13 protein-coding genes are annotated in these 16,947 nt (G+C 57.5%); 5 read left to right on the top strand and 8 right to left on the bottom strand.

Going from position 1 to position 16,947, the window contains the following annotated elements:
* Window positions 1-45: 45 nt before the first annotated feature.
* Window positions 46-1,215, top strand: a complete 1,170-nt coding sequence (locus L0664_RS04280) for an FAD-binding domain-containing protein (RefSeq protein WP_336247089.1) — start codon at window positions 46-48, stop codon at window positions 1,213-1,215.
* Here L0664_RS04280 and L0664_RS04275 read toward each other — a convergent pair.
* From L0664_RS04275 to L0664_RS04250, 6 genes are all read right to left on the bottom strand, one after another.
* Window positions 1,212-2,381, bottom strand: coding sequence for a beta-barrel domain-containing protein (locus L0664_RS04275; protein WP_235224382.1), 1,170 nt, complete (start codon window positions 2,379-2,381; stop codon window positions 1,212-1,214). The genes L0664_RS04280 and L0664_RS04275 overlap by 4 nt on opposite strands.
* Window positions 2,381-4,633, bottom strand: a complete 2,253-nt coding sequence (locus L0664_RS04270; protein WP_268821548.1) for an ATP-binding cassette domain-containing protein — start codon at window positions 4,631-4,633, stop codon at window positions 2,381-2,383. Before L0664_RS04270 ends, L0664_RS04275 begins: the two co-directional genes overlap by 1 nt.
* On the bottom strand, window positions 4,630-5,940 hold the full coding sequence (locus L0664_RS04265) for a TolC family protein (RefSeq protein WP_235224381.1): 1,311 nt from the start codon (window positions 5,938-5,940) through the stop codon (window positions 4,630-4,632). Before L0664_RS04265 ends, L0664_RS04270 begins: the two co-directional genes overlap by 4 nt.
* 132 nt (window positions 5,941-6,072) lie before the next feature.
* Window positions 6,073-9,249 carry an Ig-like domain-containing protein gene (locus tag L0664_RS04260; protein ID WP_235224380.1) on the bottom strand — a complete coding sequence of 1,059 codons (3,177 nt, stop codon included), beginning with the start codon at window positions 9,247-9,249 and terminating at the stop codon, window positions 6,073-6,075.
* A 142-nt stretch (window positions 9,250-9,391) separates the two neighbouring features.
* Window positions 9,392-10,216 (bottom strand): YihY/virulence factor BrkB family protein, encoded by an 825-nt coding sequence (locus L0664_RS04255; protein WP_235224379.1) that lies wholly within the window; start codon window positions 10,214-10,216, stop codon window positions 9,392-9,394.
* 12 nt (window positions 10,217-10,228) lie between these two features.
* Entirely contained in the window at window positions 10,229-10,762 is a 534-nt protein-coding gene (locus tag L0664_RS04250; RefSeq protein WP_235224378.1) for a hypothetical protein, read from the bottom strand.
* A gap of 96 nt (window positions 10,763-10,858) precedes the next feature.
* On the opposite strand from L0664_RS04250, the gene moaA reads away from it, so the two are divergent.
* Together moaA and L0664_RS04240 are read left to right on the top strand one after the other, a co-directional pair.
* Window positions 10,859-11,863, top strand: coding sequence for a GTP 3',8-cyclase MoaA (gene moaA, locus L0664_RS04245; RefSeq protein ID WP_235224377.1), 1,005 nt, complete (start codon window positions 10,859-10,861; stop codon window positions 11,861-11,863).
* 1 nt (window position 11,864) lies between these two features.
* Window positions 11,865-12,320: a hypothetical protein gene (locus L0664_RS04240; RefSeq protein ID WP_235224376.1), complete on the top strand. Its 456-nt coding sequence runs from the start codon at window positions 11,865-11,867 to the stop codon at window positions 12,318-12,320.
* On the opposite strand, the gene L0664_RS04235 is transcribed toward L0664_RS04240, so the two are convergent.
* Window positions 12,317-13,480, bottom strand: a complete 1,164-nt coding sequence (locus L0664_RS04235; RefSeq protein ID WP_235224375.1) for a M20 aminoacylase family protein — start codon at window positions 13,478-13,480, stop codon at window positions 12,317-12,319. The genes L0664_RS04240 and L0664_RS04235 overlap by 4 nt on opposite strands.
* A gap of 20 nt (window positions 13,481-13,500) precedes the next feature.
* Window positions 13,501-14,664 carry an acetylornithine deacetylase gene (gene argE / locus L0664_RS04230; protein ID WP_235224374.1) on the bottom strand — a complete coding sequence of 388 codons (1,164 nt, stop codon included), beginning with the start codon at window positions 14,662-14,664 and terminating at the stop codon, window positions 13,501-13,503.
* 203 nt (window positions 14,665-14,867) lie between these two features.
* On the opposite strand from argE, the gene L0664_RS04225 reads away from it, so the two are divergent.
* Window positions 14,868-15,872 (top strand): ABC transporter ATP-binding protein, encoded by a 1,005-nt coding sequence (locus L0664_RS04225; protein WP_235224373.1) that lies wholly within the window; start codon window positions 14,868-14,870, stop codon window positions 15,870-15,872.
* Window positions 15,865-16,938 (top strand): ABC transporter ATP-binding protein, encoded by a 1,074-nt coding sequence (locus tag L0664_RS04220; protein WP_268821547.1) that lies wholly within the window; start codon window positions 15,865-15,867, stop codon window positions 16,936-16,938. Before L0664_RS04225 ends, L0664_RS04220 begins: the two co-directional genes overlap by 8 nt.
* Window positions 16,939-16,947: the final 9 nt, after the last annotated feature.

Here is a 16,947-nt window from a genome sequence, read left to right as displayed (position 1 = left end):
AAGGCACGACTTGAACCGATTACAACCACCGCTAGTTGGCTTTACATGATGTTTACCCCCACACGCACCGCAGCCCTTGATCGACTTGCCCAATTCGCGCCCAAAGCGGGGCGGGATTACGCGAGCAAGCGCAATTATGACCGCCCCGGCCATGACGACGTGTCGCGGCTGTCCCCCTATTTACGCCACCGCATGATCACGGAAGATGACGTGTTGAAAGCAGTATTGGCACGCCATTCGCCAGCGGCGGCGGAAAAGTTTATTCAGGAAGTGTATTGGCGCACGTATTGGAAGGGCTGGCTGGAACAGCGCCCATCCGCATGGAGCAATTATCGTGTCGGCCTGAACGCGGCGATGAACCATGTGCAAACGGGGGCAGGCCTGCGCCGCGAATGGGAAGCCGCCTGTGGTGGGGATACAGGAATTGCGTGTTTTGATGCCTGGGCGCAGGAATTGGTACAGACGGGTTATTTGCACAATCACGCGCGCATGTGGTTTGCATCGATCTGGATTTTCACACTGCGGCTGCCTTGGGAGTTGGGCGCGGATTTCTTCATGCGCCACTTGCTAGATGGCGACGCGGCGTCCAACACGCTTGGCTGGCGGTGGGTGGCCGGGTTGCAGACCATCGGCAAGACCTACCTTGCGCGGCCCGATAATATTGCAAAATACACGGACGGGCGGTTTAAGCCCACGGGGCTCGCGACATTCGCCGCCCCACTTGACGGGCCACCCCCACCCGAAAGAACCGCACCGCCGATTTCAGGTGCCGTTCCATCGGGCAAAGTCGGCCTGTTGATCACCGAGGACGATCTGTCACCCGAGTGGATGTTTGATCAGATTACACCCGCCGCCCAAAGCGCATTTAACGGTGTGGCGCACCGCAGTCCGCTGCGCACCGCCCCGATTGTAGACCAGTTTGTTGAAAGCGCGATGGACGACCTTGAACAGCGCATCGGCCCCCTGACCCGCCACGCCAGCCCTACCCAAATTGACGACTGGGCCGCGCAGCACTGTTTGGATGCGATTGTGATGTCGTATGCACCCGTTGGCGGAACCGCGGATGCGCTGGGGTCGCTCAAAACGCCGCTCGTGCAGCTTGTGCGGCCCTACGACGAAGCGGCATGGCCCCATGCCTCGGCAGGGTTTTTCAAATTCAAAAGCAAAATACCGAAATTGCTGACGCGATATGACGCGCAGCTCAGCCTGCTTTAGGGTTCGCGCAGGGCTTCTTGGGACCGATAAAGCGGCTTTGTCAAATACTGCAAAACCGTCTTTGATCCGGTGTGCAATTCGACGTCGGCCTGCATGCCGGGGCGAATTTCAATCTGGGATTCACGTGCGCCCAGATCCGTTGTGTCCACGCGCAGCGTGACGCGGTAGTGGGGCGGCGCATTTGGGTCGCGCTCATCCTCGAATGTGTCCGCTGAAATCAATTGCACTTCGCCGGTCAGCGCCCCGTAAATCGTGTAATCATATGCGCTTAGCTTAATCGTCGCGGCCTGCCCGGGAATGACGTTTGCGATATTGGACGGGGATACTTCTGCTTCAACGAACAGTTCATCCCCGATCGGGGTAATCTGGAAAATCTCTTCGCCCGGGCGGATGACGCCGCCGATTGTTGTCACACCGAGATTGTTCACAATGCCGCGCATCGGCGACACGATTGTTGTGCGATCAAGGCGGTCTTCTGCCACGCGCAAATCCTGACGCAATGTGGCCAGCGCCGACAGCGTATCGCTGTATTCGGACGCGCGTTCCAGTTCGGCGCGGGTGACCATTTCGTTGTAGTTGTTCACAGCGTCCGAGTTCGCTTTGCGCGCGCGGGTGACTTCGATCAATGCGGCGATTTCACGGTTGTACAAGTCTTCCATCACCGCCAGTTCGCGGCGGGTTTCGTTGACGATGCTTTGCGCGCCTTCGGTGCGGCCCACGTAATCGGACTGGCGCGCGGCCAAAAGCGCACGCTCGGACGCGACCATATCGGGCGAATAGGCCAGAACCGCGTCAGGCACGTTGAAATCGAACATCCCCTCGATCTCGGCTTCAAGGCGCAGACGGCGGATTTCGCCGGCAATCACCTGTTCGCGCAGATCATCAACAGAGGTTTCAAACTGGGTGCCGCGCAGGCGGGCCAGCACATCGCCTTCTTCTACCTGATCGCCCTCGGTCACCATCAATTCAGCCAGAATACCCCCTTCGAGGTTTTGAATAATTTGCGGGCGGGACGCGGACACAACATTGCCCTTGGCGCGCACAATTTCGTCAATCGCTGCGAACTTGGCCCAAAGGATAAAAATCAGAACAGTCGCGCCGATCAGCCAGATCAACAGCGACGGGCCGCGCACACGATTTTCGAATTCCTGATCGAGGGTCACCATTACGCGGTCGCCTTTTTGTTTTTGCCTTGTAGATGCGCCAGCACTTCTTCGCGCGGGCCATCCACAGCCAAGCGGCCGTTTTGCAGGATTACGGTGCGTGTCGTGAGTTCAAGGATCGGAACACGGTGGGTCGCAATGATCGCGGTCCGCCCCTCAAGCCATGTTTCAAGGCGGCTAACCAAGGTGGATTCAAGCGTTTGATCAAGCGCCGCAGTCGGTTCGTCCAGCAGGCAAACCTGCGGGTCTTGCAGCCACAGGCGCGCCCAACCGATAGACTGACGCTGCCCGATGGACAGCCCTTCGCCGCCATCGGAAATTTCCAAATCCAGACCCTTGGGGTGGTTGCGCACAAACTGGCCAAGGCCCGCAAAATCAAGCGACGCCAACAGGCGATCATCATCGCGTTCCAACAACGTCAGGTTCAGGTTTTCGCGCAAAGTGCCGGAAAACAGACGCACCTCTTGGGACAGATAGCCGATAGAGCGGCGCAAATCGCGCGGCATCACTTGGCCCATATCGACACCGTCAATCAGCACGCGCCCTTTGGTGGGTTTGTAGATACCTGACAGGATTTTCAGCATGGTCGATTTGCCGGACCCGTTAGACCCAAGCACCGCAATCCGCTGGCCCGGTTCGATCTTAAGACCGGGGATATCCAGCGTCTGGCCGCTGTCTTCGTTGTAGCAGAAGGTAATTTCGCGCAGCTCAAACCCGCCTTGCATGTCTTCGCGGCGCAGGTATGTGCGGTCTTCTTCCTGGTCTTGTTCTGCGTCCGCGATCTCGCCCAATGCCTCAAGCGCGGCTTTGACGTTGGACCAGCGCGCAAGGGTCGCGGCAAGCTGTGTCAGCGGGCCCAATGTGCGGCTGGTCAGGATGCCAACAGCGATGATTGTACCGACAGTGAATTCGCCAGTGAACACCATGAACGTGCCCGCAACAACGGCGGCCACATAGGTCGCTTGCTGCACGCCTTGCGCCCAGAACGTCAGGGTGGAGGCCAGTTTGCGCTGCTCGGACGTGGCCAAGGACGACACGGCGGACAGTTCAGACCACAGGCGCTTAAACCGGTCTTCGCCGCGCTGCGCTTTGATTGTGTCGGCCTCGTAGATGACCTCGTGCAGCAGCTTGTTGGATTTGGCCGATGCACCTTGGGTTTGCTGGGTCAGCTTGATCATCTTCTTTTGCAAAAAGAAGGACGGCAGAACCATCAACAAACCACCGACAAACAACACCCAAACAACGTTGCCACCGATGGAGGCCACAAGGGCAAGGAACAGCACAATAAAGGGCAAATCTGTCAGTGTGCCGATTGTGGAGGCCGTGAAAAATTCCCGCACGGAGCCGAATTCGCGCACGGCGGAAAACAAACCCGAGGGCGATTGGCCTTCTTTGCCACGGCGCATCCCCAAAAGGCGGTCCATCAGCAAAGACTGTACCTGCAATTCGATCTTGCGCCCTGCCCCGTCCATCAGGCGCGCGCGTGCGATGCGCAAACCGGCCTCGAGCAGCATCGCAAGGCCCGCGCCGATGGCGAGAACCCAAAGCGTGGCGGTGGATTGGTGCGGGATGACGCGGTCATAGACCTGTAGTGAAAACAGCGCCACGGCCACAGCCAAAAGGTTGGCCACGAAGGACCCCAACATGACTTCGGCGATGTGGCGGCGAAATTGGAGCATTTCCCCCCAGAACCAATGGGCCTTTTTGCCTTTGTTGGCGTGTTTTGCTGTCAGATCCTTAACGGCCATGTCCGCACGAAGGATCAGGCCGCTGAAATAGGGCATGAAATCTGTGACGGGCACTTCGGCGCGGTTGCCTTTGCAGGTCGTGTCAAAAACCACGAAACAATCGTCGGTTTGATCCAGCACCAGCAACACATGGCCGGATGTCATTTCAACCAAGGCAGGCCATTGATCGGGTGTCGGGCGCGCGTCTGTGGAAACGGATGTGATCAGCCCGGCGTCGTTCAGGGCCTTTGCCATCGCGCGTGGCGTAATGTCGTCGCCGTCGGCTGTTGTCATGACCTCAAGCAAGTCAGAGCGTACGATGTCCACCCCCAACAAACCGGCATAGGTCGCGGCAAGATCGGCGCGCGATTTCGCTTTGTCGGAATAGCGGTCATCCACTCGGGCTGCCGTGGACGCGATCGGCGTGTCCAGCACGGGTGTTTCACATGTGTCTTCGGCTTTGGAGACACGGGTGATTTTGCCGCCACGGGTGGCGTTGATGTCAAAAGCGAGGACTGGGCCGGTCAAATGTCTTCTCCGTCCACGAGGGTGCCGTAAATCAGCGCCAGTTTCAGTTCCTGGCGCGCAAGGTCATATGTCAGCGCGACAGCGTCACGTTCCGCGTCCAGTTTGGTGCGAAACACACCGACGACTTCGGGCACGGTCCGCTGGCCTGCGCGCAACTGCTGTTCAAACAGCGTGTAGTTGTCGTTGGCTTGATTGATAATCGTTTGAATGTTGGCCTGCTGGCGGCGAAGGGACGTCACCTGTCCCTCAATCGCGGCGACGGCGCGTGCGCTGTCTTCGCGCTGTTCGGCAACCTGCAATTCTGCGGCTTCGCCCATGGCGTCAATCGCGGCCATGTCGGCACCGCGCCCGAACCCCAGACCTTTGGGGATGCCGATGCCAATGCCCGCACTGTCGCTTTGGCCGATGGTGCCGGATGCTGTAATGTTGGGCATATATCCGGCTTGCATCGCGCGGGCCTCTGCCAAGGTGCGCGTGCCTTCGGCTGAGACTTTCATAACGTCAAGCGGCTGGGTCGCGCCTGCGACGTCGCCAAGATTTGAGATACCACTGATACCATCGAGGGACGTGGCAGACATCGCCGCTAGTTCGTTGCGCGCAGAGGATGCCGCTTCGCGGTCTTCCAGAACATCAGACCGCATCTGCGTCAGCTTTTGCTGCACCAATTGCAGATCGGCGCGGTCATTGATGCCCGCGTTCACACGTTCGGACATAACGTATTCGAACCGTTCCATCCGCGACATGCCGCCTTCGTTGACAGCCGCGCGCGCGTTTGACGCTTGAATAGTGAGGTAAAGATCAAGCGCTTGGTACACGCGATCATTGGTATCTTGGGCCAGTGCAACGGCGGCAACTTCGACGTCGGCGCGTGCAAATTCACGTTCGGCGCGCTTGGCACCGCCATCAAACAGTGTTTGTTCAACCAGAAGCCCGGCCACGATGGAACCGAGGGAATTAAGGGAAATCGTAGGGCCAAGGGAAGGCAGCCAGTTCATCTCGCGCGCTTTGGATCGCAGCATTGCGGCGCGCAGCTCAGCCTCGGCGGCGCGGGAATTGGCGGCAAGGACGGAAGACGCAACTTGGCGGTAAGGGCCCGCAGGAAGGACAGAGCGGCGGTTCAACAAATCATCGATCAGTTCGGAACGCTCACCGTTGGACAATTCGCCATTCAGCGCAGCGGCGTTCTGATCCGGTGCCACAACTGTTGTGTCATTGCCAATGATCCCGCCCGCGCGCGAAACAAGGTCGCGGCCCATGTCTTCGGCCATACAGCCCGTCAAAACACTGGCTGCCAACAGGGTAGCCATGGATACTTTGATACGTTTTGCCTGTCCCACTCGATACCCCAGTTCACTTATGATGTGCAGTGCGGGGGCCGGTTGATCCGGCCCTCCGCCTATGTCGTAACCCTGCGCGATCTGCGCGCAGGGCCTGGGCTGTTAGATCGTGGTGTTCACCGTGATACCGTCTTCGATGAAGATCTGCGCATCATCGCCCATTGTGTAGATATCGTAGCTTTCGCCATTGATCGTTGTTGATGTGCCGCTGTCGGACGCACCCACAATCGTGACCTGATCGTTGTCGCCAACGCCGCCATGAATGACGAGGTTGTTGTCGGTGTCAGACAGACCTTCGATGGTGGCCAGATCAAGCGTCAGCTCAGCATCCTTGGCAAAGCTGAGGTCAATCGCGCCGATGTCAAAGCCGTCAAGGCCGGACATATCAACGGTGTTGGTGCCCGTTTCTTCCAACACCAGATAGGTGGCGTTGTCATTGCCGGCGCTGTCGGTTTCGTTCACGACCAGATGGGATCCGTCAGGCAGGGGTGCATCGAATTCAAATTCGATCTTTGTGCCCGCATTGTTCAGATCGCCATCATCCTGATCCGCCAATTGGGCCGTGGACCCCGATGACGTGATTTCGGTAACGGCCACATCGTTGTCCGTTGCGGTGATCTTGATCGCTTCGACACCGTCATCATCAAGAACGACGTTTTCGATGCCGGGCGCAACGGGTGCGCTTGTATCCACTTTAAACGTATCGGTGATGCTGTCGGTGTTACCATTTGCATCTGTCGCCGCGATTGTGATGTTGGCATCGTATTCGCCAAGGGGCACATCCGCACCGGCATAGGTCACGGACCAGTTGCCGTTGGCCAACACAATCGCTTCTTGCGTGATTGTACCATTTGGATGGGCAAAGCTGACCATCACTGTGGACCCTGCTTCGACTGTACCGTTCAGAGTCACACCGTCCGCGGCCTCTGCGGCGTTGACGACGTTGTCGCCTTCAACCGGATCAGCTGTTGTCAGGTTATTCACCCATGTGTCGACCTCAACCGAGCTGGTGATGACAGAAACGTTGCCCGCAGGGTCCGTCGCTGTGGCCTTCATGCTGGCCATGTATTCGTCGTTGGCATTGACGGAACCGGACGAGAAATTCGCGCTCCATGCGCCGCTAGCACCGGACACCACGTTCACAACTTCGCCGCCAAATTCGACCATGATGGTGGAATTGGGTTCGGTTGTGCCGGACAGAACCACACCATTCGCGGCTTCGTTCGCGTTGATGACGTTGTCGCCTTCGATTGCGTTGGCGGACCATTCGTGTGGCTGAACAACCGTATCAACCGCAACAGTATCGCTGACTTCTTTGTAGTTGCCTGCCGCATCTGTGATCGATGCTGTGATCTGCGCGGATGCTGTATCAGCTGGCACCATGCTGGCCGGGAAATTCGCCGACCATGTACCGTTCGGCTGCGCCAGAACATTCATAGAAGACGACCCAAACCCGACTGTGACGATCAAGCCAGGCGTTGCGGTGCCGTTGATGATGACGCCGTCCTGGGCTTCGACCATGTTGACCACGTCGTCGATTTCGATCGGCTGTGTGGACAGGGCCAGATCGCCCGCAACCGTGTCGACCGTAACGCTGTCAGACAACGAAGACGTGTTGCCCGCCGCATCTGTCGCAGTCACGGTGACCGTTGTGTCGTATTCACCACCAGGCAGCGTGCCGCCCGGATACGTGACAGACCAGCCGCCGTTCGCATCAACCGTAGCCCCCATAACGACACCGTGCAGGCTAACGCTGACGGTCGAACCGGCCTCAACCGTGCCGGTCATTGTGATCGCCTGACCGCTTTCATCAAAGTTGACGACGCCATCTGCGCCACCAGCGGAATTTGATGTCAGATCAAGCTCATTGACGAATGTATCAACGGTGACCGTACCAGATGCGCTGGCGGTGTTGCCCGCAGCATCCGTGGCCACAGCCGTTACGTTCAGCGTTTCTTCGCCCGTTGGGACCTGCGCGGATGTATACGTCGCTGTCCAAGTGCCAGCGCTTGTGGCGATGACGGTTTGAGACACTGTGCCCATGGTCACGACAACCGATGATCCGGCCTGCGCCGTGCCATTCAGTGTCACGCCGCCAGCGTGTTCTGTGCCATTTACAACATTGTCCGCACCACCAACCGATGATGTGTCCAGTGTTACGCTTGTGACCGTATCCACAACCACAGTGGATGTGGTGGACGACGCGTTGCCGGCCGGATCGGTCGCAGTGATCGTAACAGTTTGTGTATATTCGCCCTCACCCAGTACGGATGCAGGAACGTCCAACGTCCAGGTTGTACCTGTGACGGTTGCGTCAAAATCCGTGCCGTCGATTGTGACGACAACGGTATCGCCGCCCGTGACCGTACCCGTAAGCGTCACGCCAGCCGCATGTTCAACCCCGTTGATCACGCCATCTGTGCCGCCGGATGCATTTGCATCAACGCCGATGATCGTATCGACAACCAGCGTGTCCGTGATTGTCGTTGTGCCACCGGAATTCGTAATCGATACATCGATGGGTGTTTCGTATTCACCCGTTTCGATGTCCGCAGGATCGAATGTGACAACCCAATTGCCGGCAATATCGACAGTTGTTGTTTCAGTTGTGCCCTGCACTGTCACGGCAACTTCGCCGCCCGGCGTACCAGTGCCGCCGACATCCACGCCGTCAGCGTGATCTGCTTCATTCACAACGTGATCCGTGCTGTCCGCACCGACCGTAACTTCAACCGCGGGGGCATCCGGTCCGCCACTGCCGCCACCGCCAACAAGCGCCGCAGCACCTGCCGCCACAGCCGCACCGCCCCAGCCAAACAATGGCGCAAGGCCACCAAGCGCGAGCATGCCGACTTCGTCATCCTCAGGCACATAGCTGTCCGCCAACATGACGTCCGCGCCGCGCATGTGGAACAAATCTTCGTTTGCCGCGAATTTACCAGCCGTATCCGGAACAGAGTAATTGGCGAAATAGTCAGCACCGGCACCCTGTGTCAGGTCCACTTCGGTAAGGTATCCATCAGCGGACAAGAACAATTCATTCTCGCTCACACCTTCTGTCGTGAAGTAACCCTCAATGACGATCACACGTCCGTCGATCAACGTGATCTCAAGCGCTTGGCCCTGACGGGTGTAGGACACAATCTGCCCCTGCGTCAGGTTCAACGAGACATCAGCCCCCGCCCCGACAATGAGGGAAGACGGAACGCCTTCACCAGCTACAGATCCTCTGGAAATATTGCCCGCAACATCACGGACAACGAAATTAATCGCTGACATGGTACTCACTCCGCCTCATGTACGCGGCATTTTTTTACGCCGCATTTATCATTGCGACTACCATATGTTGATTTATCCACAATTTCTAGGGGGAATTTTTGTGTGCCTCAATCAGGCCACAGTCAGAATATTTCAGTATGTTTCACAATGGCTTACGGCGGTCCAAAGTGACGTTCAACGCGCCACCAACAAGGATCAGGTACGCGCTAAGGTAAAACCAGAACAGCAAGGCAATCACAGCGCCAAGGGACCCGTAAACCTCGTTGTAGGTTGAGAAATTTGCCACGTAGATCGAGAATGCTGTCGACATTGCGATCCACATAATCACCACCAAAAAGGCCCCCGGTGTGATCCAGCCAAGACGTGCAAATCGCCGGTTCGGCCCGTAGCGATAGAGCATCCCCAAACCAACAAACAACACGCCGACCGCAACAAGCCAACGGATCACCTCAAGCAGCAGGCCGCGATCTGTATCAAATGGGATGATCGCCAATAAAATAGGGGCAACCACAACCGCAAGCAGCGCAACAATTGCCATGCCGATCAAGGAAACCGTCAGCACCAATGCCACAAAAATGTGCCGGATGCTGCCACGGTTCGGGCGATCAAAAATAGCGTTCAAACCGCGAATTAGCGCAGCAACGCCTGTGCGTGCGGACCACAGCGCCAAACCGATCGACAGCAATGTCGTCACGCCCAAGGTGGCGCTGCCCGCATTCAACAAATCGTCTATCTGGGTTTGAAACAGTGTAAAAACGCCCGGCGGCATCAGCCCCCGCATGAGGTCAAGCTGGCTGTCTACGACACTCGGGTCCGCAAAAAGGCCAAACAGCGAAATCGTCGCGGCGATGCCGGGAAAAATCGCGAAAAGTCCGTAAAACGCCACCCCTGCCGAAATTAATCCAGCGTTCTTTTCCCCAAGATCATCAATGACTTGTCGGGTGATATCATAGGCTACACGCCACATCAGCCGTAGACCCTAGTTCGCATAGACGGTGACTTCCGGAAGGCCGGTAAGCGGGGCCTCAATCAGGCGCATTGCGGCCAATGAAATCTGGCTTCCTGCGCCCTGCGCGCCGCCAGAGGGGCGCAGTTCAACATTCACGGAATTACCGTTGTATTCCACCCGACCTTGGGTGATTTCGCCCACCAGCGGGGTCTTGAACCAGATACCCGGGTCCGTTGGGCTGCCGAGGCTGGCAATGGTTGTGCCCAATCTTCGTTCTCCGCCCGCAGGTGCGGCAACGGCCGCCGCGCGGTCTTCGGCTGTCGTTGTGTCAAACTGTTCAACCGTGCGCGCGTTCGGTGGTGGCGGCGGCGGAAGATCGGGCCGTGTTTGGGTCAAATTCAATGTCGGGCGAACGGGCGGGGCAAAGGCCGCACCGCGCGATGGGGACAAGTCAGGCCTCGTCACAGCCGACGGCGCAACCACGTCAGGGTTTGCGTTTTGCAACGGCCCGCTTGCGCATGCGCTCAGGCCAATAAGGGCCACAATGGTAAAAACGGTCTTCATGGCGGCAAACCTAGGGTTGTCACCATTGCGTGTCGAGGGGGAAAACTGCGCGCAATTGCGCTTGCGCGGGGGCGCGCGCATCCCTAGTTTCTACTTATGAATAGCCCCCTGATCGATCCCTTTGCGCGTGCGATAACGTACCTGCGCGTGTCCGTCACAGACCGCTGTGATTTTCGCTGCGTGTACTGCATGTCCGAGAACATGACGTTCTTGCCAAAAAAGGATCTTCTGACCCTCGAAGAACTGGACCGGATGTGCACGAACTTCATCCGCTTAGGTGTTGAAAAACTTAGAATAACAGGCGGTGAGCCTTTGGTTCGTCGCGGTATCATGACCTTCTTTGATGCCATGTCGCGCCACCTTGAAACCGGCGCCCTCAAGGAACTGACGCTGACAACAAATGGCAGCCAGCTTGAGAAATATGCAGACGATTTGTACGCCGCTGGTGTGCGCCGCATCAACGTGTCGCTTGATACGCTAGACGATGATAAATTTGCTGAAATCACCCGCTGGGGCCGCCTACCCCAAGTTATGCGCGGCATCGACGCCGCCCAGAAGGCTGGGTTAAGGGTAAAGATCAATACAGTTGCCCTTGCGGGGTTCAACGAGGCCGAGCTCTTTACGCTTCAGGCGTGGTGTGCTGAGCGTGATATGGATCTGACCTTTATCGAAGTCATGCCCATGGGTGACATCGGCAACGAAGACCGAATTACGCAATATTGGTCGCTAAAGGATTTGCGCACACGCCTTGAGGAACGCTTTACCGTCAGTGACTTAGCTGAACGCACCGGCGGGCCTGCACGCTATATCCGGCTTGAGGAAACAGGGCAGAAAATCGGCCTGATCACGCCCCTGTCCCATAATTTCTGCGAAAGCTGTAACCGCGTGCGCATCACCTGCACCGGTGAAATCTATACCTGTTTGGGTCAAGAAGGGCATTCCGATTTGCGCGGTCCACTGCGCGCAAGCGACGATGACGCCCACCTTGAAACGGCGATCCGCGCAGCCATCGGATTGAAACCCAAAGGGCATGATTTCGACTATTCGCGCCAGACCGCATCAGGCCAGGTGTCGCGCCACATGAGCCATACCGGCGGCTGATATGCTGCCGCGTTTTCGCACTGCCACTTACCTCAGCATCATCACAGCGTTGTGGTGTTGGGTGCTGACCGCAGGGTATACCATCTGGAAATTCGGCTACGTGGATGGATATCTCGAATTAGGAGAAATCCCGTTTAACCCAACAATTCCAATTACCTATCTGACGTTGTTCATGTTGACGATTGGTGCATTTGGCGTGACCTTTGTGGTTGGTATCATCGCAACCATGGTGTCGCCGCCGCGCTGGCATCTTTGGGCAGTGTTGGCGGCATGGTGCATCGGCGCGGGTGTTGCGGCGATTGACGTGTCATTTCTGTTTTTGGATCACGGCGGCGGCACGTGGCTGCCCCACGAGGCATTGCGCGCGACGTTCTTCCACCCGATTGTCACACCTTTTTGGATCATCCTTGGGTTGGCGGGAACCGCATCACTGACACGGCCCCTGCGCACCGATTAGCCCGCTGGCATCCGCTGTTCGACAATCTCTGCCCACCAGCTGCATCCGGCCGGGATCGCCTCATCGTTAAAATTGTATTCGGGGTGGTGCACCGCCGCCGTGTCGCCGTTGCCAACGAGGATATACGCGCCGGGCCGTTCTTCGAGCATGAATGCAAAATCTTCCCCGCCCATCACAAGCGGCGCATCGGCACATTCGCCGGACACGGACGCCGCGACCTCGGCGGCGAATTCGGTCTGGGCGTCGGAATTCACCATAACCGGATAGCCGCGCATATAATTCAGATCGATTGTCGCACCGTATGTCGCAGCCACGCCTTGGGCGATTTCACCAAGACGTTTTTCTGCCAGATCGCGTATGTCCTTGTTCAAGGTGCGCACTGTGCCCTTCAAATGCACCCGCTGTGGGATCACGTTGTACGCGGTTGATGACGATTCAATCGACGTCACAGACACAACAACCTGTTCAACGGGGTCTGCGTTGCGGCTGGCAATGGTTTGCACCGCCGTGACCAGATGGGCGGCAATCACAGTGCTGTCGATGGTTTCTTGTGGCTTCGCCGCATGCCCACCCTTGCCCTCAACGACGATATCGAACTGGTCGGCTGCCGCAAAAAATGCGCCGGGGCGGATTGCAAATGATCCGACAGGTTTGCCGGGCCAGTTGTGCATTCCGTAGACTTCTTGAATGCCGAATTGATCCATCATGCCGTCGTCACACATTTCCTTACCGCCACCACCGCCTTCCTCTGCTGGTTGGAAGATCACGACGACAGTGCCGTCGAAATTGCGCGTTTCTGACAGATATTTAGCCGCCCCGAGCAACATGGCCGTATGGCCATCATGCCCGCAGGCGTGCATCGCGCCGTCGGTTTTTGAGGCGTAGTCCAGCCCTGTTTGTTCGTGGATCGGCAGCGCGTCCATGTCGGCGCGCAGGCCAATCACCTTGCCCGACCCGCTTGATTTACCCTTGATCACACCAACAACTCCGGTGCGGCCAATGCCTGTCACGATCTCGTCGCAGCCAAATGCCTTTAGTTTTTCGGCAACAATCGCGCTGGTGCGGTGGGTATCGAACAGGATTTCAGGGTTTTCATGGAGGTCACGGCGCCATTCAGTGATTTCTGGCAGTAGTTCGGCAAAACGGTTCTTTACGGGCATAGCGGTTCTCCGGTGTTGGGTTACGCGAGGGTTTCAAGAAGACGTTCCATGAACGCCTCACCCGCTTTGAATTGTTGGATGGTGATAAATTCATTGGGTTGGTGCGCTTGGGCGATGTCGCCGGGGCCACAAATGACGGCGCTGTATCCGCGTTCCTGGAACTGCCCAGCCTCGGTGCCGTAGCTGACGACGTTGTTGGCATTGTCCCCGGTGATCTGGCGCACCAGTTGTTCGGCACTGCCTTCAACCTCGGGCTTGAGGCCGGGTACGTCAAATTTACGAGTATAATCAATGCCGGTGTCAGGGTGGATCGCCTGCATTTCGGCCTCGATCTCGGCCACTTTGGCCTCAAACAGATCAACCCAATGTTGGCCGGGTTCGCCCGGCACCGCGCGGAATGTCAGCACAAAATTGCAGTCTTTGGCGGTGATGTTGTGGGCCGTGCCCCCGCTGACCATACCAACGTGCAATGTGGTGTAGGGCGGCACGAAACCCGCATCCATTTCAAGCGGGTCTTTGGCCGCGTTGATCGCGTTCATTTCGTTGCACCAATCGATCAGCTTGGCCCCGAACATGATCGCGTTCACGCCAGTGTGGATCAGCGATGAATGCACCTCGAAACCGCGCACGTGCACATCAAAACCGATGCCCCCTTTGTGGCCTGTCACGACTTTCATCATGGATGGTTCGCCAATGATAGCGGCGCTCGCTTGCGGCAGTCCTGACGCCACAATCGCATCGATCATCGGTGGTGCACCAGTGCAGCCGACCTCTTCGTCATAACTTAGAGCAAGTTGCAGCGGCCGCGTCACGCCGCGCTTTTTCGCCTCAACCAAGGCCCAGATCGACAGGGCGTCAAAGCCTTTCATGTCGCAGGTGCCGCGCCCATAAAGTTTATCGCCTTTTTCAACGACCTCGAACGGATCAGTGTCCCACGCCTGTCCGTCTATAGGCACAACATCGGTGTGACCGGACAAAACAACGCCGCCTTCAATCTGCGGGCCAACATGGGCATAAAGCGCGGCTTTGGTGCCCGTTTCATCGGGAACGCGGGTCGACGGGATACCATGATCAGACAAGTATCCTTCAACAAAATCAATGAGATCAAGGTTACTGTCGCGGCTGACCGTCGGGTAGGAAATCAATCGTTCCATTAAAGTACGTGCATCTAGCGTGGTCGTCATTATGCCCTCAAATCAGGCCCAGCGGCCAAGGGTGAACGGTAAACGGGCAAACACCACGGTCAAGGGCAACCGATACTTTTCTGTAAAAAGGGGGGGTTGCGGGACGGCGGTTTACTGCTAACGTCAACAAATCGTGAGGGATGCACAGACGGACCCGCGAACAAAAACAACGCACTAGACCACTTATGACAGGGGGGTCGCCTATGCCCGATGGGGCGCAGCCTGTTCTCGATGTACGGGGACTAAAGACTGTATTCAAAATTCGCGGGGGGGAAGTCCACGCGGTAAACGACGTGAGCTTTGATTTGAAGCCGGGTGAACTCCTCGGCGTCGTCGGAGAGAGCGGCTCGGGCAAATCCGTCACCATGATGTCCCTTCTTGGGTTGCTGCCCACCCCGCCTGCGGATGTGCGCGGCGGTACTGTGATGTTTGACGGTCAGGATTTGCTGAAAGTGGATGCCGAAACCCTGCGCGCAACCCGTGGTGGCAAGATCGGGTTTGTTTTTCAGGACCCGATGACGTCCCTGAACCCTGTTTATAATGTCGGCATGCAGATCATGGAACCCCTGCGAAAGCATATGGGGATGAGCAAACGCGCCGCCGCCGTGCGGGCCAAGGAACTGCTGGAACTTGTCGGCATTCCTGACGCGGATCAGCGGCTGAAGGATTATCCACACCAGTTTTCAGGCGGCATGCGTCAGCGGGTCATGATCGCGATTGCGCTGGCCTGTGATCCCAAAGTGTTGATCGCCGATGAGCCCACAACAGCACTGGATGTGACCATTCAGGCGCAGATTCTTGAATTGATGAAAGACCTTCAGGACCGCCTTGGCATGGCTGTGATCTGGATCACCCATGATCTTGGCGTAGTGGCGGGAATCGCCGACCGTGTGGTGGTGATGTACGGCGGCCAGATCGTTGAACAGGCACCGACCCGCGAATTGTTCAAGAACCCGCAGCACCCCTACACCCGCGCCCTGTTGAAGACCGTTCCACGGGTGACAGGTACGCGCGACGACCGCCTTGAAATCATCGAAGGCCAGCCGCCGATCCTTGGCGCGCAACCCACCGCCTGCCCGTTCCGCGATCGTTGCGATGTAGCGCTTGATCGATGTGCGCGTGAAAATCCGCCGCGCTATGACGTGGGCAATGGACACGATGCCGCCTGCTTCTTTGACGCCCGCACAGGAGGACCGCGCGATGTTTGATGGCCCCAAAACCACCAAGCTGGTTGAGGTCGACAACCTCAAGATGCACTTCCCGATCCACACGGGCCTGTTTCGCCGCCACACAGGTGACGTGAAGGCCGTTGATGGTGTTAGCTTTGATATCTTTGAAGGTGAAACACTGGGGCTGGTCGGGGAATCCGGCTGCGGGAAATCCACGTGCGGGCGCGCTGTGCTGCGCCTTTACGATATCACAGACGGGTCGATCCTGATTGACGGCGAAGAGATCGGCGATGTGCCGCAAAAGGACCTGCGCACCAAACGCCCGACGATGCAGATGGTGTTCCAAGACCCGCAAGCCTCGCTGAACCCGCGCATGACTGTGCAGGCGATCATTCAGGAACCGCTGGATGAACACACGTCGATGTCCAAGGCCGAAAAGCGCGACAAAGTTCTGGACCTGATGGATCAGGTCGGGCTGAACCGCAAATTCGCCCAGCGCTATCCGCATGCCTTTTCGGGCGGTCAACGCCAACGCATCGGCATTGCCCGCGCGCTGGCCTTGAATCCGAAATTCATTGTCTGCGATGAACCGATTGCAGCGCTTGATGTATCAATTCAGGCGCAGGTCGTGAACCTGCTGGAAGACCTGCAAAAGGAATTCGGCCTTACTTATCTGTTTATCAGCCACGATCTGTCCATGGTCCGCCACATCGCGACCCGCGTCGCGGTGATGTATCTTGGCAAGATCGTCGAACTGGCCCCGCGCGAGGCACTATATGCCGACCCGCTGCATCCCTACACCAAGGCGCTGCTGTCCGCGGTGCCCGAACCGGACCCAGACCTGCACGACACCATGGATCGTACGATCCTGACGGGCGATGTCCCGTCCCCGTCCAACCCGCCCAAGGGCTGCAACTTTTGCACCCGCTGCCCCGCGGTGATGGACATCTGTCATCAACAAGATCCCGAATACCGCGAAGTACTGCCAGGCCGTTTTGTCGCTTGTCACCACTACGCCAACGTTACAACAGAAGCCGCATCAGCGGCCGCATCCGAGGCATCTGATACGCAGAGCCTGAGCAATACCAATACGAAAACCAACTAGGAGAGAGTT

Origin of the sequence: Octadecabacter dasysiphoniae (genome assembly GCF_021532615.1) — a bacterium.
Lineage (GTDB): Bacteria > Pseudomonadota > Alphaproteobacteria > Rhodobacterales > Rhodobacteraceae > Octadecabacter > Octadecabacter dasysiphoniae.
This window is presented reverse-complemented; position numbering and strand designations above follow the sequence as displayed.